Origin of the sequence: Citrobacter sp. RHBSTW-01013 (assembly GCF_013781985.1) — a bacterium.
GTDB classification, from domain to species: Bacteria; Pseudomonadota; Gammaproteobacteria; order Enterobacterales; family Enterobacteriaceae; genus Citrobacter; species Citrobacter braakii.
The window spans coordinates 382839-403257 of sequence record NZ_CP056185.1 but is presented as its reverse complement, the minus strand read 5'-3'; the positions used below and the strand labels follow the sequence as shown (position 1 = coordinate 403257).

Genomic DNA, 20419 nt, shown 5'->3' with positions numbered 1-20419 from the left:
AAACAACGGCTTTTCATGCATAAGTTATTGCGTTGAAACCAGTCTGGGCGTAATAAAAACCACTAATTCACGCCGTTCGTCTTCTTTACCATCATGGCGAAAGAGAGAGCCAAGCCAGGGGATGTCCCCTAACAGCGGCACGCTGTCGGCTGCGGATTTATTCTTATGTGAAAAAATCCCGCCCAGCGCAATCGTCTCGCCGCTTTTTACCTCGACCTGAGTTTCAATCTCCTGCTTATCAATAGCCAGAACTTCGCCATCCGCCTGCTGTAGCACCTGCCCGGGAACATTCTGGCTGATATGCACTTTCAGTCTGATTCGTCCTTTCTGCAATACGGTGGGCGTGACTTCCATCCCTAATACAGCTTCCTTGAACTCGACGGATGTCGCGCCGCTTTCACCGCTGGAGACCTGATAAGGGATCTCACTACCCTGCTTAATACTGGCAGGTTGCAGGTGAGAAGCCAGTAAGCGTGGACTGGCGATGATGTCCAACTGCTGTTTTTGCTCCAGCGCAGACAGCTCCAGCTCGAGTAAACGACCGTTAATACGGCCAATGTTAAATCCCACACGGGATGTGGCTGTGGATACAGAAAGATCGCTGGCAAGCGTTGTGACGTTCCCCACCGCCCCCGATTGCTGTGCGTCAGCCAGCGACCACTTCACCCCCAGCTCACGCAAGCTTTTTTCATTAATCGTCACGATATGCGCCGCCAGTTCGACTTGTGCAACCGGCAGATCCATTTGCGCCACCCACGTTTCCAGTGCGTTAAGCGCAACGCTATTATCACGCAGCAGTAAGCGGTTGGTGCGTTTATCCACCGTCATGCTTCCTTTGGCGCTGAGCAGCTTTTCTCCGGCTTTTGCCAGCTCGGAGGCATCAGCATATTGCAAAATGATACTGCGATGTTCCAACGGCAGGCTGGCCTGAAGCCGTGCCTGCTCATTGTCCTGACGAGCCGCATTTTCACTCTGCCATTGAACAGAATGCACATGCAGAATGTTGCCTTCCTGACGTAATACCAGCCCGGCGCTTTTCACCACTGTTTGCAATGCCTGCTTCCAGGGCACATCCGTCAAATGCAGTGACAGCACACCGCTGACATCCGGTGAAACTACCAGGTTTTTCTTTTCCTGTTCGGCCAGCGCCTGCAATACCTGCACCACCGGCACATCATCGACCACCAGCGTCACGTTTTGCGATTTCGCCGCCAGTACGCTCTGAATCCCGACCACCAGTACGAGCACTATCCATGCCATCCATCGCTTCATTTATCGCTCCTTGTCGTTGCCACTGCCACTGCGGCGGCTCGCAGTTTTTCCCTGTGTCGAGGGTTACGCTCTGGGCCGTTATCTGCGTAACCGTCCAACCGTTTTTCAGGACATCATTTCGCTCAACCCGCTGCCATTTTTTCTGGCTATCCTGAACAATGCCAATGGGTCGCGCGCCCTGGCTCAATATTCCCTGATAGCGCCATGCCGACAGCTCAGCAATTTGGCAACGGTCCTCCGGCGGCAGGAAGGGATTACGCATACCGGTGAGTATCAGTACGCTTACGCACGCCAACAGCCAGCGTTCAACCATCATTCAGGCGCTCCAGTTGTAGTGTTAACAGCAGCTCCGCACCTTCTGCGTAAAGAGAAAACCGGCTGACGTTCATCCCTTGCTCCGCTAATTGGTCAAACATCGGCGGGATGACATCCCAGCCTGGCTTCAGCGTCATTTCTCCGCCCTGTGCGGAGGGTTGCCAGTGGATAAGATGTGCAAGAGGAGTCTGAAACAGCAGTGGGGAGAACGGAATCAGCGTCTCTTCAGGCTCTTCTGGCGATGCCGCCAGCAGATATAAATTTCGCCATTGTGCCTGAATGGCCGCTCGTTGCTGGTTTAGCGCCTCTTGTTGCATAACCCGTTTCTGCGCGGTGGAGCTGAGGCATAACATGACGACGATGAGCAGTCCCAGCATCCAGCCACAGCCGCAGATGAGCCGAAAGCGCGGCGACTGCGCTAACCAGCTATCACAAAGCGTTTTCATGCGCACCGCTCCGCATCAGTCGATAGTGGAATTGCCAGCGTCCCTGCGCATCCTGCTGCGTTTCGCCAGGGCTACCCAATTTAAACAGCGGCAGCTGGCGTAATTGCGCTTCCAGCGCCTTCAGCGCGGCAAAGCTCAGCGTGTTTCCCGTCAGTTCCAGTGTCTCCTGCTGCCAGGTGATTTTTGTTAACCACGCCTGCTCCGGCAGTAATTCCGCCAGCCCTTGCAAAACCCGCTGCCAGCTTCGGGTCTGCTCACGCTGTTTGTTCCGCGCTTGAACCTGTTGCCATCGTTGCTGGCGCTGCTGCACACGCGGCTTTAGCGCCATTAAAGCCTCGGCCCGCGTCTTTTCGGCATCCGCTAACAACAATTCGACCTGGTTTTCTACGCTCAAAACACTGTAATAGCGCAACAACACGCCAATACTAAGCAGTAGCGAAATGCCAAATAAAACACTCCAGAAGCGTAGGCAGGCGCGACGTCGCGCCTGGCGCCAGGGCAGAAGATTGATGGTCGCTATCATCAACATGTGCCTCCCATAGCGAGTCCCAGTGCAATGGTGAAGCGATGGCTTTGCGTTGGAATTGGCGGCTGGCGTACAGACACCACGCTTAAAGGATCGAAGCCGCTGGGATCGCATAGCGCAATGGCTGTTGTGGAAAGCGATAATGTCGCGGCAAGCTCGTCGATACAGCCAATATCGCCCGTTGATTTACGCCCCCATGCCGAACGGGTCGCCCATAGCCACTGGGTATCATCATGCCATACCAGACACTGATGACGTTCTGGCAGGTAAGGTATAAATCGCTGTAACGCGCTGGCATCCGGCGTAATCGCCGTAACCTGCACCTTCAACGTTTGGATAAGCGTCAGAAGCGCTGAAATCTCTTTGCTTTGCGCGGCAGTGACGTTAAACGCCGGGCTTAACGTGTCTTCGCTATAATCAAAATGCAGCGCATCCGGCGCCATATCCAGCTCACGCGCCATCGAACCGGATAACCATGCGGCTTGCTCCGGCTCGCCCAGCATCATTTCCGGACGAGGGTACTTTTTTTGTAACGTCCTGTTGGCAGGAAAAGAGAGATGAATATGGTGTCGGCGAGGAAGCTCCCGGCTCCACGGCAGTAGCGCTGCGACAAGCTGTTCAGGCTCGCGAATGTGGCCATCGACGATAACCTGAGGCGTCAGCGGTATACGCCACCAGCGCTGGAGAAACCGACCGGATGCGTCGTGAACTAAGGCGACAGCCAGCGCTTCATGTTGCTGAATATGCAGACCAATTTTCCAGATATTGAAAGCCATTGCTGATGATCTCCTTATCACCCGTTGCTTTAACGGGTATATCAATGCGTCTGGCTTGCCTTTATACTACCGCGCGTTTGTTTATAAACTGCCCAAATGCCACTAAATGGGAAATCTCCAGTGAAGTTCGTAAAGTATTTATTAATCCTTGCAGTATGTTGCATCCTGCTGGGAGCAGGCTCGATTTATGGCCTCTATCGCTATATTGAGCCGCAATTACCTGACGTCGCGACGCTCAAAGATGTGCGTTTACAGATCCCGATGCAGGTTTACAGCGCTGATGGCGAGCTGATCGCGCAATATGGCGAGAAACGTCGAATCCCGGTCACCCTGGATCAGATGCCGCCGGTAATGGTTAAAGCCTTTATCGCTACCGAAGACAGTCGCTTTTATGAGCACCACGGGGTAGACCCGGTGGGGATCTTCCGTGCTGCCAGCGTCGCGCTGTTCTCCGGCCATGCATCGCAAGGGGCCAGCACCATTACCCAACAGTTGGCGAGAAACTTCTTTCTGAGCCCGGAACGTACGCTGATGCGTAAGATCAAAGAAGTGTTCCTGGCGATCCGCATTGAACAACTGCTGAGTAAAGATGAGATCCTCGAACTGTATCTGAACAAGATTTACCTGGGGTATCGCGCTTATGGCGTAGGTGCTGCCGCGCAGGTCTATTTCGGTAAGACGGTTGATCAGCTCAGCTTAAGTGAAATTGCGGTGATTGCCGGTCTGCCAAAAGCGCCGTCAACCTTCAACCCCCTCTATTCGATGGAAAGGGCAACCGCGCGACGTAACGTCGTACTGTCGCGTATGTTGAGCGAAAACTACATCACGCAGGCCCAGTACGATCAGGCGCGCGGCGAAGCCATTGACGCCAACTACCACGCGCCGGAAATCGCCTTCTCCGCGCCGTATCTCTCTGAGATGGTGCGCCAGGAGATGTATAACCGTTATGGCGAGAAAGCCTATGAGGACGGGTATCGCATCACCACCACTATTACGCGCAAAGTACAGCAGGCTGCTCAGCAGGCAGTACGTAACAACGTGATGGATTACGACATGCGCCACGGTTACCGCGGCCCGTCGAACGTGCTGTGGAAAGTGGGCGAAAGCAGTTGGGACAGCAAGAAAATCACCGATACGCTGAAAGCGCTACCGACTTATGGTCCCCTGCTACCGGCGGTTGTTACCAGCGCCAATCCGCAGGAAGCCATTGCCGCGCTGGCGGATGGTACGTCAGTGTCATTACGGATGGATGGCATGCGCTGGGCGCGTCCTTACCGCTCGGATACCCAGCAAGGCCCGACGCCGCGCAAAGTGACTGATGTGGTGCAAACCGGGCAGCAAATCTGGGTACGCCAGGTTGGCGATGCCTGGTGGCTGGCGCAAGTACCGGACGTCAACTCCGCACTGGTCTCCATCAATCCGCAAAACGGCGCGGTGCTGGCGCTGGTCGGTGGTTTTGACTTCAACCAGAGCAAGTTTAACCGTGCAACCCAGGCGTTACGCCAGGTGGGTTCCAACATCAAACCATTCCTGTATACCGCCGCGATGGATAAAGGTCTGACGCTGGCGAGCATGCTCAACGACGTGCCGATCTCCCGATGGGATGCAGGCGCGGGTTCCGACTGGCAGCCGAAGAACTCACCGCCGCAATACGCCGGTCCTATCCGCTTACGTCAGGGGCTGGGTCAGTCGAAAAACGTGGTGATGGTACGCGCCATGCGCGCGATGGGCGTGGATTACGCGGCAGAGTATCTGCAACGTTTCGGCTTCCCGGCACAAAACATTGTGCACACCGAGTCGCTGGCGCTGGGTTCTGCCTCATTCACGCCGTTGCAGGTGGCGCGCGGTTATGCAGTGATGTCTAACGGCGGCTTCCTGGTCGATCCGTATTTCATCAGTAAAATAGAAAGCGATATGGGCGGCGTTATCTTCGAGGCGAAGCCGAAAATTGCCTGTCCGGAATGCGATATTCCGGTGATTTATGGTGATACCCAGAAATCTAACGTGCTGGAGAACAGTAACGTCGAAGATGTCGCCGTATCGCAGGAACAGCAGAATGCCGCCGTGCCTATGCCTCAGCTTGAGCAGGCAAACCAGGCGCTGGTCGCGCAAAGCGGAACACAGGAGTACGCTCCACATGTGATCAACACGCCGTTGGCCTTCCTGATTAAAAGCGCCCTGAACACCAATATCTTTGGTGAGCCGGGCTGGATGGGAACCGGTTGGCGTGCAGGTCGCGATTTACAGCGCCATGATATCGGCGGGAAAACCGGGACCACCAACAGCTCTAAAGATGCATGGTTCTCCGGCTACGGGCCTGGCGTGGTGACGTCGGTATGGATCGGGTTTGATGACCATCGCCGCAATCTCGGACACACGACGGCTTCTGGGGCGATCAAAGACCAGATCTCCGGCTACGAAGGCGGCGCAAAGAGCGCACAGCCTGCCTGGGATGCCTATATGAAGTCCGTGCTGGAAGGCGTGCCTGAGCAGCCGCTGACACCGCCGCCGGGTATCGTGACGGTCAATATCGATCGCAGCACCGGTCAACTGGCAAGCGGTGGCAACAGCCGCGCAGAATACTTCATTGAAGGCACTCAGCCGACGCAACAGGCGGTGCATGAGGTGGGGACGACCATTATCGATAATGGTGAGACGCACGAACTGTTCTGATCCCTGACCGATCAAAAAAAGGCGCTTCGGCGCCTTTTTTATTCTTTGCGAAGAGAAATTAAAGCCGCCCTTGTCCTTTCAGCCATTCGCGCACGAGGAACAGCGCACTCACATTACGCGCTTCGTGAAAGTCAGGATCTTCCAGCAGATCCATCAAATGCGCCAGCGGCCAGCGCACCTGCGGTAATGGTTCAGGCTCATCACCTTCCAACGATTCAGGATATAAGTCCTCCGCCACCACGATGTTCATTTTGCTGGAGAAATAGGAAGGCGCCATGCTGAGTTTCTTTAAAAACGTCAGATCTTTTGCGCCAAACCCCACCTCTTCTTTCAGCTCCCGATTCGCCGCTTCGTACACGCTTTCGCCAGGATCGATTAACCCCTTGGAAAAACCCAGTTCGTAAGATTCGGTCCCGACCGCGTATTCGCGGATGAGGATCAGGTGGTCGTCCACAATCGGCACAATCATTACCGCTTCACGCGTGGACGGGCGCATACGTTCATAAACGCGGCGTACGCCATTGCTGAACTCAAGGTCCACGCTTTCGACTTTAAACAGCCGGGATTGGGCGACGGTTTCCACTTTCAAAATCGTGGGTTTCTGTAATGATTTGCTCATTGTGAGGATCTTTGCTGTGAAATCTGGGGTTATTGTGCGATATACCGCACGGTTTCGGCAATGTGAATTGCCGTTTATTTACATTTATGTAACGTACTAAAAGTTAATCCCTATTTCAAATTAAAAGTCAATAGGTTGAAATAACTCCAGGAATTTGCTGATATTCCATTTTTAGTGATTTTGCTATGATTCGCATTTACTGGGCTGTACTTAAAGATGCTCAAGTTCGACTCCACACTTGCCGATAGCCAACCACAGAATCACGAATATTGAACAGGGTGCGACTGACCACGCCTGACAGACTAAGTAAGATGGGGAAAGCATGAGCACCATTCTGATTTTTTTAGCTGCTTTGCTGGCCTGCTCATTGCTTGCAGGATGGCTACTCAGAACGAAATCCAGACGGAAAAATTTACCCTTGAGCAACGTCTTCTCAGACGCCTCGAAGCGTAAACTCACGCCTGAAGAGCGCAGTGCAGTCGAAAACTATCTCGAAAGCCTTAGTCAAATTCAGCAGGTACCTGGTCCAACGGGCGCCAGCTCCGCGCCGGTGTCATTAACGCTGAATGCCCAAAGTAATAGCGTCATCGTGCTTACGCACGCGATTACACGTTACGGCATTACTACCGACGATCCTAACAAATGGCGTTACTATCTTGATTCCGTTGAGGTACATCTTCCCCCTTTCTGGGAACAATACATCAATGACGAAAACAGCGTTGAGCTAATCCACACCAATACGATACCGCTGGTTATCTCCCTGAACGGCCATACGCTGCAGGAATATATGCAGGAAGCGCGTGGCTATGCGTTACAGCACACCGCCTCTACCCAGGCGTCCATTCGCGGTGAAGAAAGCGAGCAGATTGAACTGCTGAATATTCGCCAGGAAACCCATGAAGAATATGCGCTTAGCCGCCCATCGGGATTGCGCGAGGCGTTACTGATTGCCGCATCGTTCCTGCTGTTCTTTTTCTGTTTGATAATCCCGGATACGTTTGTTCCGTGGACAGTTGGTGGCGCGGTGCTGCTGCTAGCTGCGGGTCTGTGGGGGCTGTTCGCCCCACCGTCTAAAACCGCCCTGCGGGAAATTCATTGTCTGCGCGGTACGCCGCGTCGCTGGGGGCTGTTTGGCGAAAACGACCAGGAGCAAATTAATAATATCTCACTAGGTATTATTGATCTGATTTATCCACCGCACTGGCAGCCTTACATCGCACAAGATCTTGGCCAGCAAACGGATATTGATATTTATCTCGATCGCCACGTTGTTCGCCAGGGACGTTTTTTATCGCTGCATGACGAAGTCAAAAACTTCCCGTTACAGCACTGGCTGCGCAACGCCGTCATCGCGGGCGGCTCGTTGCTGGTGCTGCTGATGCTGCTGTTTTGGATCCCGCTGGATATGCCGATAAAGCTTACGCTTTCCTGGATGAAGGGCGCACAAACTATCGAAGCCACCAGCGTTAAACAGCTTGAAAACGCGGGCGTTCGCGTGGGTGACACGCTGCATCTGAGCGGTACGGGTATGTGTAACATTCATACCCAAGGGAGCTGGAATGCGCAGCCTTCCGCGCCGTTTATGCCTTTCGATTGCACGCAAATTATCTGGAATGACGCGCGCGCATTACCGCTGCCTGAGTCCGACCTGGTGAATAAAGCCACCGCGCTCACGCAGGCGGTGAACCGCCAACTACACCCCAAAGCGGATGATGACTCTCGCGTCAGCGCGTCGTTACGCTCGGCAATTCAAAAGTCCGGAATGGTGTTACTGGACGATTTTGGCGAGATCGTCCTGAAAACGGCCGATCTGTGCGCGGCCAAAGATGAATGTGTACGTTTAAAAAATGCACTGGTTAACCTTGGTAACAGTAAAGACTGGACGGCGCTGGTGAAACGGGCGAACGCAGGCAAACTGGATGGCGTGAACGTGCTGCTGCGTCCGGTAAGTGCGGAGTCGTTGGATAATCTGGTGAATACCTCTACGGCGCCGTTTATTTCACGCGAGACTGCGCGAGCGGCCCAGACGCTGAATAGCCCAGCCCCTGGCGGTTTCCTGATTATCAGCGACGAAGGCAGCGATCTGGTCGATCAGCCGTGGCCGACAACCTCGCTATATGACTATCCCCCACAGGAACAGTGGAACGCCTTCCAGCGTCTGGCGCAGATGCTGATGCAGACGCCGTTTCGCGCGGAGGGGATCGTCACCAATATTTCGACCGACGCCAATGGCACCCAGCACATTGGCCTGCACCGTATCCCGGATCGTTCAGGATTATGGCGCTACCTTGGCACGACGCTGCTGATGTTCTCCATGCTCGGATGCGCTGTCTACAACAGCATACAGGCTTTCAGACGCTACCAGCGTCACCGCTCCCGCATCACGGAAATTCAGAGCTACTACGAAAGTTGCCTGAATCCAACGCTGATTGACAACCCAGAAAGCCTGATTCGATAACACGCTCGCGCGACAGGATATGCTACCCTGTCGCGCATCATGTTTTCTTCTGGGGAGTTTCCATGCAGATCAATATTGCCTGGCACGATGTCGATACCGTGTTGTTAGATATGGACGGCACGCTGCTCGACCTGGCATTCGATAACTATTTCTGGCAAAAACTGGTGCCGGAAACCTATGGCGCGAAACAGGGTATCTCTCCCCAGGAAGCCCAGGACTATATTCGTCAGCAGTATCATGCCGTGCAACATACGCTAAACTGGTACTGCCTGGATTACTGGAGCGAATGCCTGGATCTTGATATTTGCGCCATGACAACGGAACAGGGACCGCGCGCCGTTTTGCGTGAAGATACCGTACCGTTTCTTGATGCCTTAAAAGCCAGCGGCAAGCGCCGTATTTTGCTCACCAACGCGCATCCCCATAACCTGGCGGTGAAGCTGGAGCATACCGGTCTGGCCTCACACCTTGATTTATTACTTTCCACCCACACATTTGGTTATCCCAAAGAGGATCAGCGGTTATGGCACGCTGTGGCTGAAGAAACGGGAATGAGTGCAGAGAAGACGCTGTTTATTGATGACAGCGAACCCATTCTCGACGCCGCTGCTCTGTACGGTATTCGTTACTGCCTCGGCGTGACCAATCCCGACTCAGGCATCGCGGAAAAACAGTACGCACGCCATCCGTCACTGAATGACTACCGCCGACTGATCCCCTCACTGATGTGAAGGAGACGCCATGAAAGAAAAGCCCTCTACTGAAGTCAGGCTGGATAAATGGCTGTGGGCTGCACGCTTTTACAAAACGCGTGCGCTAGCCCGCGAAATGGTTGAAGGCGGTAAGGTGCATTACAACGGCCAGCGCAGCAAACCGAGCAAGATTGTCGAGCTGAACGCCACCCTCACCCTGCGCCAGGGAAATGACGAGCGAACGGTCATTATCAAGGCTATTACTGAGCAGCGTCGCCCGGCCACGGAAGCCGTTACGCTGTATGAAGAAACTGCGGAAAGCGTAGAAAAACGCGAAAAAGTGGCTCTGGCGCGTAAACTTAACGCGTTAACCATGCCGCACCCGGACAGGCGACCGGACAAGAAAGAGCGCCGCGACCTGTTACGATTTAAACATGGCGACAGCGAGTGACTGTCACCTGCAAGAGAGATGATTATGCCGCAACATGACCAATTACATCGTTATCTGTTTGAAAACTTTGCCGTGCGCGGCGAGCTGGTGACCGTTTCGGAAACCCTGCAACAGATCCTCGAAAATCATACTTACCCGCAGCCGGTCAAGAACGTACTGGCTGAACTGCTGGTCGCCACCAGCCTGCTCACCGCCACGCTGAAGTTTGCCGGTGATATCACCGTACAGCTGCAGGGCGATGGTCCGCTGAGCCTGGCCGTCATCAACGGCAACAACAATCAGCAGATGCGCGGCGTGGCCCGTATGCAGGGCGATATCCCTGAAGGCGCTGATCTCAAAACGCTGGTAGGCAACGGCTACCTGGTGATCACCATTACCCCAGAAGAAGGCGAGCGCTATCAGGGCGTGGTTGGTCTGGAAGGCGACACGCTGGCCGCCTGTCTGGAAGATTACTTCATGCGTTCTGAACAGTTGCCGACACGTCTGTTTATCCGTACTGGCGACGTCGATGGCAAACCCGCTGCTGGCGGGATGCTTCTGCAGGTAATGCCGGCGCAAAACGCGCAGGCAGATGATTTCGATCACCTGACAGCCCTGACCGAAACCATCAAAACTGAAGAGCTGTTAACGCTCCCGGCCAACGAAGTGCTGTGGCGCTTGTACCACGAAGAAGAGGTTACTCTCTACGATCCGCAGGACGTTGAGTTCAAATGCACCTGTTCACGCGAACGCTGCGCTGGCGCACTGAAAACGCTGCCGGACGAAGAAGTGGACAGCATTCTGGCGGAAGAAGGCGAGATCGATATGCACTGCGATTACTGCGGGAGCCACTATCTGTTTAATGCCATGGACATTGCTGAGATCCGTAGCAACGCTTCCCCGGCGGACCCGCAGGTACATTAATCACCACTGCCTATCCGGCCCACAATCGTCGACCGGATAGGCGTTCGCACCGCCATCCATCAAAACGCTATCTGCAACACGCTCACTCGTTGTAATAATTCATCGGCAATCGGGTGCCATCAATGGTGATATCACGCCAAACTCTGGGGGCTGAATTCAGTTGATGATTCGCCACCGCCTGCAGCAGTTTATCCTTATTGAATCCTGCAGGTAGCTGACCTGATGCGATGAGTTCCCATTTATCCTCTTTCCTGGCAAAGACCAGACTCTCACCATCGCCAAAAGCATACAGCACCTGCTCAGGCTTACCATCCGCATTAAGGTCCTGATCGACCAGGACGCATGCATCCTGCTCAACGCAGGATGTAATGCGGTAGCTCTGCCCTTTGACAAACGCCCAGAAGGCCTCATCGGGTTGCCTGCTACCTGGAGCGATCATCACTTTCGGCGCTAGTTGAGTGGCAGTCAGGTTCTGCATGGGATCGCGACGTCCTTGCAGCAGAGAATTTAAGTCGCGCCGGCGCTTACTGTCTTGGTTAAACGCCGCATCTTTTTGTAATGCCTCCAACGCCGCACGTCCCGGTTTTCCGCTATTACCCAACATATACAGGCTGACCTGATCCGGCTTAATTTTGCCACTGTGATACAGCCCCATATGGCTTTTGACGCTGATGCGCCAGGCATCAATAACCGGCGACGACAGCAAAATCAACAGCCCCAACGCCAGCAACGAGACGCAAAGAATCACCTTCCCCTGAAGCTCAAGCGAATTGCGCCCACGGCGTAAAATACTCGCCAGATAGCCAAACGACCAGAGCAGCAGCACGCAGACCACCAGCACGCCATATAAACGCTCGGGCGTCCAACCGTACTGTTGAATTCGCACCCACAGTGACCAACCGGCAATCAGCATATAGATGGGCGCGACAACCAGGGCGCATTTGATCAGGTAGCGTAACGCGGCTGGATAGGGAAGCGCCTCTTTCTGCGGCTCGCGAACGATAGCCATCAACAGCAGCAGGAGCAGCGCCAGCGTTGACATCAACCCGGCCGCAGACACCCGCTGCGAGATAGCCTCCAGGCCGGTGAAGGGCAAGGTCAGTACAAACATCAGCGCCAGCAGCGCGACCAGGGGTAACAGACCGGTGGCGATCAAAGTCAGTAACTTTTGGACCGCCGCAACCAGACGCGACTGCGTGCGGGTCAGTACCACCGCCAGTGCGGTAACCAGGCCAAAGGCCACGTAGCCAAACCAGTCGGTATCAAAGAAAAGCGTGTCGAAGAAGGTAATACCAACGAGCTTAAACATCTCGCTCCATAGCAGGAGCACCATCCAGAACAGACCGTTGGCGACAAAGACAATCAGTAACGTCAGCGCGTTAAGCCACAAACTAGCATAAAACTGCGCATAGCGGGCCTGCTGGCGGGATGCGTGGAGCGAGTACTGAATCCATGGCAATGCCAGCATCGCCATCAGCAGTAAGCGCCAGCCGTACAACATAAAAATATCATTTTGCCGCCACTTATCGCTGCCCTCGACTTGCCACTTTAGCCAGACGCTCATCGCCAGCACGACAACAAAGATCAGCGCCATCCAGTACCACAGCGCGCGTTGTTTGAAAGAGACAACAGTGAGTAAAAGCGCCGAGGAGAGAGCAATTGTCGCGGGCATGCCATAGAACAGCCAGCCGTCATTATGCGGCACCAGATATGTCATCAGCAGGTAGCACAATATCCCCTGTAACAGGCCGATAGATATCATGCCCCAGCGAGTAGTACGTGAAAGCTCAACACTATCCATGTCGTCACCCAGAATGAAGAGAAAAGGTAATTATCGCATCAACTTCACAATTTTGAGCATTGATAGGCCGATCCCGGACCACTGCGGCGGGAAGTGAATCGATATTGTTTATGTATGAGTTACGTTATTTTCTTACGTGAATGCGATTACACTCACAAGTTTCCCGCCAAAAACACTCTCTATTAACGTTTTAAGAACATTTTCCACAACAAAAAAGGGTTTCCTGCCATAATATCCGCCTCTTTGTGACAGGAGTCGCAGCGCATTCGGTTATCCGTGATTTTCCCGGATGCGTAAATCTATGAGCCTTGTCGCGGTTAGCAATCCCTAAAAAACCTTACTATTCCAGGTAATACATATTGGCTAAGGAGCAGTGAAATGCGTGTGAACAACAGTTTAACCCCGCAAGATCTCAAGGCTTATGGTATCAATGACGTTCAGGATATCGTTTACAATCCAGACTACGACACGCTTTTCCAGGAGGAACTTGATCCAAACCTGGAAGGTTATGAGCGTGGCGTGTTAACAAACCTGGGCGCCGTTGCCGTTGATACCGGTATCTTTACCGGACGTTCGCCAAAGGATAAGTATATTGTCCGTGACGACACCACGCGCGACACGCTCTGGTGGTCCGACAAAGGTAAAGGTAAGAACGACAACAAACCGCTCTCCCCGGAAACCTGGCAGCATCTGAAAGGATTAGTCACCCAGCAGCTTTCCGGCAAGCGTCTGTTTATCATTGATGCATTCTGCGGCGCTAACGCCGATACCCGCCTTTCCGTACGCTTCATTACCGAAGTAGCCTGGCAGGCGCATTTTGTTAAAAACATGTTCATCCGCCCAAGCGACGAAGAGCTGGTTGATTTCAAACCTGATTTCATCGTGATGAACGGCGCTAAATGCACTAACCCGCAATGGAAAGAGCAGGGTCTGAACTCCGAAAACTTCGTGGCTTTCAACCTGACTGAGCGTATCCAGTTGATTGGTGGCACCTGGTACGGCGGCGAAATGAAGAAAGGTATGTTCTCCGTAATGAACTACCTGCTGCCGCTGAAAGGCATTGCCTCCATGCACTGCTCGGCAAACGTCGGGGAAAAAGGTGATGTGGCAGTCTTCTTTGGCCTGTCCGGTACGGGTAAAACAACGCTGTCCACCGATCCGAAACGCCGCCTGATTGGCGATGACGAACACGGCTGGGATGACGACGGCGTGTTTAACTTTGAAGGCGGTTGCTACGCGAAGACCATCAAACTGTCTAAAGATGCCGAGCCGGAAATCTACAACGCAATCCGTCGTGACGCGCTGCTGGAAAACGTCACCGTGCGCGCAGATGGTTCCATCGACTTCGACGACGGTTCCAAAACCGAAAACACCCGCGTGTCCTACCCGATTTATCACATCGATAACATCGTTAAGCCGGTGTCAAAAGCGGGTCACGCCACCAAAGTGATCTTCCTGACCGCCGACGCGTTTGGCGTGCTGCCGCCGGTCTCTCGTCTGACGGCAGACCAAACCCAGTACCACTTCCTGTCTGGCTTCACCGCCAAACTGGCCGGTACCGAACGTGGCGTCACCGAACCGACCCCAGCCTTCTCAGCCTGCTTTGGCGCAGCATTCCTGTCACTGCACCCAACGCAGTACGCAGAAGTACTGGTGAAACGTATGCAGGCGGCAGGTGCGCAGGCATATCTGGTTAACACCGGCTGGAACGGTACCGGCAAGCGTATCTCTATCAAAGATACCCGCGCGATTATCGACGCTATCCTGAACGGTTCGCTGGATGACGCAGAAACGTTCCGTCTGCCGATGTTTGACCTGGCTATCCCAACCGAGCTGCCGGGCGTAGATACTCGCATTCTCGATCCGCGTAATACCTATGCTTCTCCGGAGCAGTGGCAGGAAAAAGCCAACGCGCTGGCAAAACTGTTTATCGAGAACTTCGAGAAATACACCGATACCCCTGCAGGTGAAGCGCTGGTTAGCGCCGGACCGAAGCTGTAACGAAGAGTGCCGGATGGCGGTTTCGCCTTATCCGGCCTACAGCAACAAAAAGGGAGGCATTTCGCCTCCCTTTCTTATGCGTCTTTCGTGGTGCCCTGCGCGCGAGTGAAGGGAACCGGAAGCCAGGCGCGGATCGACAACCCTCCTCGTTCACTGGTGCCAATTTCCAGCATACCGTTATGGTTATCGATAATACGCTGCACAATCGCCAGACCCAGGCCCGTGCCGCTGGTACTACGCGCGCTGTCGCCGCGGACAAATGGCTGGAACAGGTGTTTACGCTGCTCCGGCTTGATGCCAGGACCATCATCTTCTACCTGGAACCAGGCGCGATGCGTCTCCGTACCGCTGCTGACCTTAATCCAGCCGTTGCCGTAACGGGCGGCGTTAACCACCATATTGGCAACCGCACGCTTGATCGACAGCGGGTGCATTTTCACCTGAATGCTGCCCGGCAGCAGCGCAGTTTCGATTTCACGTTCATAGCCGCTTTCCGCTGCGACCACTTCGCCTAACACCGAGTTCAGATCCGCCATCTCCATCGGCATCTCCTGACCGGTACGCAGATAATCGATAAACTGCTCGATAATGGCATTACACTCTTCGATGTCCTTATTGATGGATTCCGCGAGATAACCATCCTCTTCGCCCATCATTTCGGTCGCCAGACGAATACGCGTCAGCGGAGTACGTAAATCGTGGCTCACGCCCGCCATTAACAGCGTACGGTCATCGGCCAGTTGCTTCACCCCCGCGGCCATATGGTTAAAGGCTCGGGTAACGGAGCGCACCTCTGAAGCGCCATACTCACGCAGCGGCGGCGGAATGATACCTTTCCCCACCTGCAGCGCCGCATGTTCAAGATCCACCAGCGGTCGGTTCTGGATACGGATAAACAGCCACGCGCCACCGATAGCCAACAGCATAATCGCCAGCGTGTAGCGGAACAGCGGTGAGAAATCGCCCTGATGGATCTCCGTCAGCGGCACGCGTACCCAGATATTGGGCGACAGCCAGGTTTTCAGCCATACGACCGGCGAGCTTTTGTTCACCTCAACGCGGACTTCCGTCGGACCGCCCAGCTGCTGCGCCATCTGATGGCTTAAGAATTCATAGTGTTGCGCCCAACGCAGTCCAGCTTCTTCAGCTGCCTCGTTGGAATAGAGGGAAATACCCAGCTCACGATAAATTTCCCGGCGGAATGCGGGCGGCACCACCAGTTGCGTACCGTCCTCCAGCTGCAGTTTATCGGTCATCAGCATACGAACTTCGTAGGCCAGGACCTTATTAAACTGCTGGAGGCTCGGCAGTATCGCGAAGTTCAGCACTACCAGGTAAGTCGTCACCAGGCTGGCAAACAGCAAGGTGACGATGAGCAATAACGTGCGGGCAAACGAACTTCGTGGCGAGAAGCGCATTCGCCTCATGCTTTAGAACCGTCCGGAACAAAGACGTAGCCGAGACCCCACACGGTCTGAATGTAGCGCGGATGCGCCGGGTCCTCTTCCACCATACGACGCAGGCGAGAAATCTGGACATCGATAGAACGCTCCATCGCCGAATATTCACGACCACGGGCCAGGTTCATCAGCTTGTCGCGGGACAGCGGCTCGCGCGGGTGGCTTACCAGCGCTTTCAGTACTGCAAATTCCCCGCTGGTGAGCGGCATTGGCTCATCTTCACGGAACATTTCACGCGTACCGAGGTTCAGTTTAAACTTACCAAAAGCAATGACCGCTTCTTCCTGAGAAGGCGCGCCCGGCAGTTCGTTCGCCTGACGACGGAGTACAGCGCGAATACGGGCCAGCAGTTCTCGCGGGTTAAACGGTTTCGGAATGTAATCGTCAGCGCCGATTTCCAGCCCAACGATACGATCGACTTCTTCACCCTTCGCCGTGACCATAATGATCGGCATCGGGTTGCTTTGACTGCGCAGGCGACGGCAAATAGACAGGCCATCTTCTCCCGGCAGCATTAAATCCAGCACCATCAGGTGAAAGGACTCACGGGTCAGCAGACGATCCATCTGCTCAGCGTTAGCGACGCTTCGAACCTGGAAGCCCTGCTCGGTCAGATAACGCTCCAGAAGCGCACGCAAGCGCATGTCGTCATCGACCACCAGAATCTTATAGTTCTCTTGCATTGTTATTACTCCCAAAGGTTCGCAACAATTAAGTGTATATTCTTAAGAAAGCTAACGTGAGTCACCAGCGAATTCTGGTATGAATTCCAGGCTAAATTGTTACAAAGCATATTAAACAGCAGCTTAAGTATACAATGTTTCTCGCAATACATTATTTATTCTGTTGATATGCTCGCGTAATACTAATTGTGCGCATCATCACAGAGTCGAAGGTAAAACAATAAGATGAAAACGCCCCTGATAACCCGCGAAGGGTATGAAAAACTCAAACAAGAGCTGAATTACCTCTGGCGTGAAGAGCGCCCGGAAGTCACCAAAAAGGTTACCTGGGCCGCAAGTCTGGGTGACCGCAGCGAAAATGCCGACTACCAGTATAATAAAAAGCGTCTGCGTGAGATCGACCGCCGTGTCCGTTATTTGACCAAGTGCATGGAGAATTTGAAAATCGTCGATTACTCCCCGCAGCAAGAGGGCAAAGTCTTCTTTGGCGCGTGGGTCGAGATAGAAAATGACGATGGCGACATCCGTAAATTCCGCATTGTCGGCTACGATGAGATCTTCGGTCGTAAAGATTACATTTCTATCGACTCACCGATGGCGCGGGCGCTGCTGAAAAAAGAGGTCGGCGATCTCGCGATAGTCAACACCCCTGGTGGTGAAGCCAGCTGGTACGTGAACGAAATTAAATACGTTAAGTGAGACCGGAACAATCCGAAGCCCCGGTAGATGACTGGCATTTTTGCCAGTCAATCCGTATAACTATCCCCTGATTTTTTATCCTATAGACGAAGCTATCCATGATGAATGATTCTTTCTGCCGCATTATCGCAGGTGAAATTCAGGCTCGTGCTGAACAGGTAGAAGCTGCCGTTCGCCTGCTTGACGAAGGGAACACCGTGCCGTTTATCGCACGTTATCGTAAGGAAATCACCGGCGGTCTGGACGATACGCAACTGCGTAATCTGGAGACCCGTCTGGGATATCTGCGTGAACTGGAAGACCGCCGTCAGGCAATCCTGAAATCTATCGGCGAGCAAGGCAAACTGACCGACGATCTGGCGAACGCGATCAACGGCACGTTAAGTAAGACCGAACTCGAAGATCTCTATCTGCCGTACAAACCTAAGCGCCGCACCCGTGGGCAGATAGCCATTGAGGCCGGACTGGAGCCGCTGGCAGATCTGCTGTGGAACGAACCATCCCACGACCCGGAAACAGAAGCTGCAAAATATCTCAACGCTGAAAACGGCGTGGCCGATACCAAAGCTGCCCTCGATGGCGCACGCTACATTCTGATGGAGCGCTTCGCCGAAGACGCTGCGCTGCTGGCAAAAGTGCGTGATTATTTGTGGAAAAACGCCCACCTGGTTGCCGCCGTGGTTAGTGGGAAAGAAGAGGAAGGCGCTAAGTTCCGCGATTACTTCGATCACCACGAACCTATTTCTACCGTTCCATCCCACCGTGCGCTGGCCATGTTCCGTGGTCGTAACGAAGGCGTGTTGCAGCTTTCACTAAATGCCGATCCGCAATTCGATGAGCCGCCAAAAGAGAGCCACGGCGAGCAGATTATCCAGGATCACCTGGGACTGCGCCTGAACAACGCCCCCGCTGACAGCTGGCGTAAAGGCGTTGTTAGCTGGACGTGGCGCATCAAAGTGCTGATGCACCTTGAAACTGAGCTGATGGGTACCGTGCGTGAACGTGCGGAAGATGAAGCGATCAACGTCTTTGCCCGTAACCTGCATGACCTGCTGATGGCCGCCCCGGCCGGGCTGCGCGCCACAATGGGTCTCGATCCGGGTCTGCGTACCGGTGTAAAAGTGGCGGTGGTTGACGGTACCGGCAAGCTGGTCGCGACCGACACTATTTATCCGCATACCGGCCAGGCAGCCAAAGCCGCCGTTGCCGTGGCGGCGTTGTGTGAAAAATACAACGTTGAGCTGGTCGCGATTGGTAACGGTACGGCGTCGCGCGAAACCGAGCGTTTCTTCCTCGACGTCCAGAAGCAGTTCCCGAAAGTGACCGCGCAGAAAGTGATTGTCAGCGAAGCCGGGGCATCGGTTTACTCTGCTTCCGAGCTGGCGGCGCTGGAGTTCCCGGATCTCGATGTTTCGCTGCGTGGCGCGGTGTCTATCGCCCGTCGTTTGCAGGATCCGTTGGCGGAGCTGGTGAAAATCGATCCGAAATCTATCGGCGTGGGCCAGTATCAGCACGATGTAAGCCAGACGCAGCTGGCGCGCAAGCTGGATGCGGTGGTGGAAGACTGCGTGAATGCCGTCGGCGTCGATCTGAATACCGCTTCCGTGCCGCTGCTGACCCGCGTTGCTGGCCTGACGCGCATGATGGCGCAAAACATCGTCGCCTGGCGCGATGAGAACGGTCAGTTTCAGAACCGTCAGCAACTGCTAAAAGTTAGCCGCCTGGGGCCAAAAGCCTTTGAACAGTGCGCAGGCTTCCTGCGTATCAACCATGGCGATAACCCACTGGATGCTTCTACCGTTCACCCGGAAGCTTATCCGATTGTGGAACGCATTCTGGCCGCAACCGAGCAATCGCTGCGTGACCTGATGGGCAACAGCAACGAACTGCGCAATCTGAAAGCAGCCGATTTTACCGACGAACGCTTCGGGGTGCCGACCGTCACCGACATCATCAAAGAGCTGGAAAAACCAGGCCGCGACCCGCGTCCTGAATTTAAAACCGCGCAGTTTGCTGATGGCGTAGAAACCATGAACGATCTGCTGCCGGGAATGATTCTGGAAGGGGCAGTCACTAACGTCACGAACTTCGGCGCGTTTGTTGATATTGGCGTTCATCAGGATGGTCTGGTGCATATCTCTTCATTGTCGAATAAGTTCGTCGAAGATCCACACACCGTGGTGAAAGCGGGCGACATTGTGAAAGTGAAAGTGCTGGAAGTTGACCTGCAACGTAAGCGTATCGCACTGACCATGCGTCTGGACGAGCAGCCGGGTGAAACCAATGCGCGTCGCGGCGGCGGGAATAACGATCGCACTCAAAGCAATCGCCCGGCGCCAAAAGCCGCGAAACCTCGTGGTCGTGACGTACAGCCTGCGGGTAACAGCGCCATGATGGATGCGCTGGCGGCGGCAATGGGTAAAAAACGCTAGTATGGCTTTTGTGCCGGATGGGGGTGTAACCTCCTTATCCGGCTGACTTGTCGCAATTAATTTGTAAGCCGGATAACACGCGTGAGCGTCGCCATCCGGCATATTTAGTCTATTTCCCGCTTTCTACCGCCATATATTTATCACTTCATTAACAGATGAAACCTTAATTAAACATTAAGATCCTCACTAATTATTTCCGTGAATCATTCGTT

Annotated in this window: 17 protein-coding genes; 8 read left to right on the top strand and 9 right to left on the bottom strand. The window is 54.0% G+C overall.

Going from position 1 to position 20419, the window contains the following annotated elements; all coding sequences use genetic code 11:
• Window positions 1-24 precede the first annotated feature (24 nt).
• From hofQ to HV350_RS01905, 5 genes are read right to left on the bottom strand one after another with little or no spacing between them, the layout of a single operon-like run.
• Window positions 25-1272 (bottom strand): DNA uptake porin HofQ, encoded by a 1248-nt coding sequence (hofQ, locus tag HV350_RS01925; RefSeq protein ID WP_181629692.1) that lies wholly within the window; start codon window positions 1270-1272, stop codon window positions 25-27.
• Window positions 1175-1588, bottom strand: a complete 414-nt coding sequence (locus HV350_RS01920) for a HofP DNA utilization family protein (protein WP_181629691.1) — start codon at window positions 1586-1588, stop codon at window positions 1175-1177. Before HV350_RS01920 ends, hofQ begins: the two co-directional genes overlap by 98 nt.
• The gene (locus HV350_RS01915) at window positions 1578-2033 is read right to left on the bottom strand and encodes a hypothetical protein (protein WP_016157632.1); all 456 of its coding nucleotides are present in this window, start codon (window positions 2031-2033) and stop codon (window positions 1578-1580) included. The genes HV350_RS01920 and HV350_RS01915 overlap by 11 nt, the downstream gene beginning before the upstream one ends.
• A complete protein-coding gene (locus HV350_RS01910; RefSeq protein WP_181630622.1) occupies window positions 2017-2556 on the bottom strand; it encodes a PilN domain-containing protein in 540 nt (179 codons plus the stop codon). Before HV350_RS01910 ends, HV350_RS01915 begins: the two co-directional genes overlap by 17 nt.
• Entirely contained in the window at window positions 2556-3335 is a 780-nt protein-coding gene (locus HV350_RS01905) for a DNA utilization protein HofM (RefSeq protein WP_181629690.1), read from the bottom strand. Before HV350_RS01905 ends, HV350_RS01910 begins: the two co-directional genes overlap by 1 nt.
• A 120-nt stretch (window positions 3336-3455) precedes the next feature.
• Between HV350_RS01905 and mrcA the strand changes: the two genes are divergently transcribed.
• Window positions 3456-6008 carry a peptidoglycan glycosyltransferase/peptidoglycan DD-transpeptidase MrcA gene (mrcA, locus tag HV350_RS01900; protein WP_016157635.1) on the top strand — a complete coding sequence of 851 codons (2553 nt, stop codon included), beginning with the start codon at window positions 3456-3458 and terminating at the stop codon, window positions 6006-6008.
• 58 nt (window positions 6009-6066) lie between these two features.
• Here the strand turns inward: mrcA and nudE are convergent, their stop codons facing one another.
• Window positions 6067-6627 carry an ADP compounds hydrolase NudE gene (nudE, locus tag HV350_RS01895; protein WP_016154795.1) on the bottom strand — a complete coding sequence of 187 codons (561 nt, stop codon included), beginning with the start codon at window positions 6625-6627 and terminating at the stop codon, window positions 6067-6069.
• A gap of 322 nt (window positions 6628-6949) precedes the next feature.
• Here nudE and igaA point away from each other — a divergent pair, with 322 nt between their 5' ends.
• The 4 genes from igaA (at window position 6950) to hslO (ending at window position 11131) form a co-directional block, all read left to right on the top strand.
• Window positions 6950-9085 (top strand): intracellular growth attenuator protein IgaA, encoded by a 2136-nt coding sequence (gene igaA, locus HV350_RS01890; protein ID WP_019078148.1) that lies wholly within the window; start codon window positions 6950-6952, stop codon window positions 9083-9085.
• Between the two features lie 62 nt (window positions 9086-9147).
• Window positions 9148-9816 (top strand): GMP/IMP nucleotidase, encoded by a 669-nt coding sequence (yrfG, locus tag HV350_RS01885; protein WP_019078147.1) that lies wholly within the window; start codon window positions 9148-9150, stop codon window positions 9814-9816.
• 10 nt (window positions 9817-9826) lie between these two features.
• Window positions 9827-10228 carry a ribosome-associated heat shock protein Hsp15 gene (hslR, locus tag HV350_RS01880; protein WP_019078146.1) on the top strand — a complete coding sequence of 134 codons (402 nt, stop codon included), beginning with the start codon at window positions 9827-9829 and terminating at the stop codon, window positions 10226-10228.
• Window positions 10229-10252: 24 nt separating this feature from the next.
• Entirely contained in the window at window positions 10253-11131 is an 879-nt protein-coding gene (hslO, locus tag HV350_RS01875; RefSeq protein WP_016157640.1) for an Hsp33 family molecular chaperone HslO, read from the top strand.
• An 82-nt stretch (window positions 11132-11213) separates the two neighbouring features.
• Here the strand turns inward: hslO and HV350_RS01870 are convergent, their stop codons facing one another.
• A complete protein-coding gene (locus HV350_RS01870; RefSeq protein ID WP_181629688.1) occupies window positions 11214-12932 on the bottom strand; it encodes a DUF4153 domain-containing protein in 1719 nt (572 codons plus the stop codon).
• 378 nt (window positions 12933-13310) lie between these two features.
• Here HV350_RS01870 and pckA point away from each other — a divergent pair, with 378 nt between their 5' ends.
• Window positions 13311-14933 carry a phosphoenolpyruvate carboxykinase (ATP) gene (gene pckA / locus HV350_RS01865; RefSeq protein WP_181629687.1) on the top strand — a complete coding sequence of 541 codons (1623 nt, stop codon included), beginning with the start codon at window positions 13311-13313 and terminating at the stop codon, window positions 14931-14933.
• Window positions 14934-15007: 74 nt separating this feature from the next.
• Here pckA and envZ read toward each other — a convergent pair whose 3' ends face one another.
• Entirely contained in the window at window positions 15008-16360 is a 1353-nt protein-coding gene (gene envZ / locus HV350_RS01860) for a two-component system sensor histidine kinase EnvZ (protein WP_006687412.1), read from the bottom strand.
• Window positions 16357-17076, bottom strand: coding sequence for a two-component system response regulator OmpR (ompR, locus tag HV350_RS01855; RefSeq protein ID WP_001157751.1), 720 nt, complete (start codon window positions 17074-17076; stop codon window positions 16357-16359). The genes envZ and ompR overlap by 4 nt, the downstream gene beginning before the upstream one ends.
• A 225-nt stretch (window positions 17077-17301) precedes the next feature.
• Between ompR and greB the strand changes: the two genes are divergently transcribed.
• On the top strand, window positions 17302-17775 hold the full coding sequence (gene greB / locus HV350_RS01850) for a transcription elongation factor GreB (protein WP_016157642.1): 474 nt from the start codon (window positions 17302-17304) through the stop codon (window positions 17773-17775).
• A gap of 98 nt (window positions 17776-17873) precedes the next feature.
• The gene (locus HV350_RS01845; protein WP_181629685.1) at window positions 17874-20207 is read left to right on the top strand and encodes a Tex family protein; all 2334 of its coding nucleotides are present in this window, start codon (window positions 17874-17876) and stop codon (window positions 20205-20207) included.
• The last annotated feature ends 212 nt before the right edge of the window (window positions 20208-20419 follow it).

Coding starts and splice junctions, on each gene's coding strand:
- hofQ (WP_181629692.1), bottom strand. CDS start 1,272: ATGAAGCGATGGATGGCATGGATAGTGCTCGTACTGGTGGTCGGGATT.
- HV350_RS01920 (WP_181629691.1), bottom strand. CDS start 1,588: ATGATGGTTGAACGCTGGCTGTTGGCGTGCGTAAGCGTACTGATACTC.
- HV350_RS01915 (WP_016157632.1), bottom strand. CDS start 2,033: ATGAAAACGCTTTGTGATAGCTGGTTAGCGCAGTCGCCGCGCTTTCGG.
- HV350_RS01910 (WP_181630622.1), bottom strand. CDS start 2,556: ATGATAGCGACCATCAATCTTCTGCCCTGGCGCCAGGCGCGACGTCGC.
- HV350_RS01905 (WP_181629690.1), bottom strand. CDS start 3,335: ATGGCTTTCAATATCTGGAAAATTGGTCTGCATATTCAGCAACATGAA.
- nudE (WP_016154795.1), bottom strand. CDS start 6,627: ATGAGCAAATCATTACAGAAACCCACGATTTTGAAAGTGGAAACCGTC.
- igaA (WP_019078148.1), top strand. CDS start 6,950: ATGAGCACCATTCTGATTTTTTTAGCTGCTTTGCTGGCCTGCTCATTG.
- yrfG (WP_019078147.1), top strand. CDS start 9,148: ATGCAGATCAATATTGCCTGGCACGATGTCGATACCGTGTTGTTAGAT.
- hslR (WP_019078146.1), top strand. CDS start 9,827: ATGAAAGAAAAGCCCTCTACTGAAGTCAGGCTGGATAAATGGCTGTGG.
- hslO (WP_016157640.1), top strand. CDS start 10,253: ATGCCGCAACATGACCAATTACATCGTTATCTGTTTGAAAACTTTGCC.
- HV350_RS01870 (WP_181629688.1), bottom strand. CDS start 12,932: ATGGATAGTGTTGAGCTTTCACGTACTACTCGCTGGGGCATGATATCT.
- pckA (WP_181629687.1), top strand. CDS start 13,311: ATGCGTGTGAACAACAGTTTAACCCCGCAAGATCTCAAGGCTTATGGT.
- envZ (WP_006687412.1), bottom strand. CDS start 16,360: ATGAGGCGAATGCGCTTCTCGCCACGAAGTTCGTTTGCCCGCACGTTA.
- ompR (WP_001157751.1), bottom strand. CDS start 17,076: ATGCAAGAGAACTATAAGATTCTGGTGGTCGATGACGACATGCGCTTG.
- greB (WP_016157642.1), top strand. CDS start 17,302: ATGAAAACGCCCCTGATAACCCGCGAAGGGTATGAAAAACTCAAACAA.
- HV350_RS01845 (WP_181629685.1), top strand. CDS start 17,874: ATGATGAATGATTCTTTCTGCCGCATTATCGCAGGTGAAATTCAGGCT.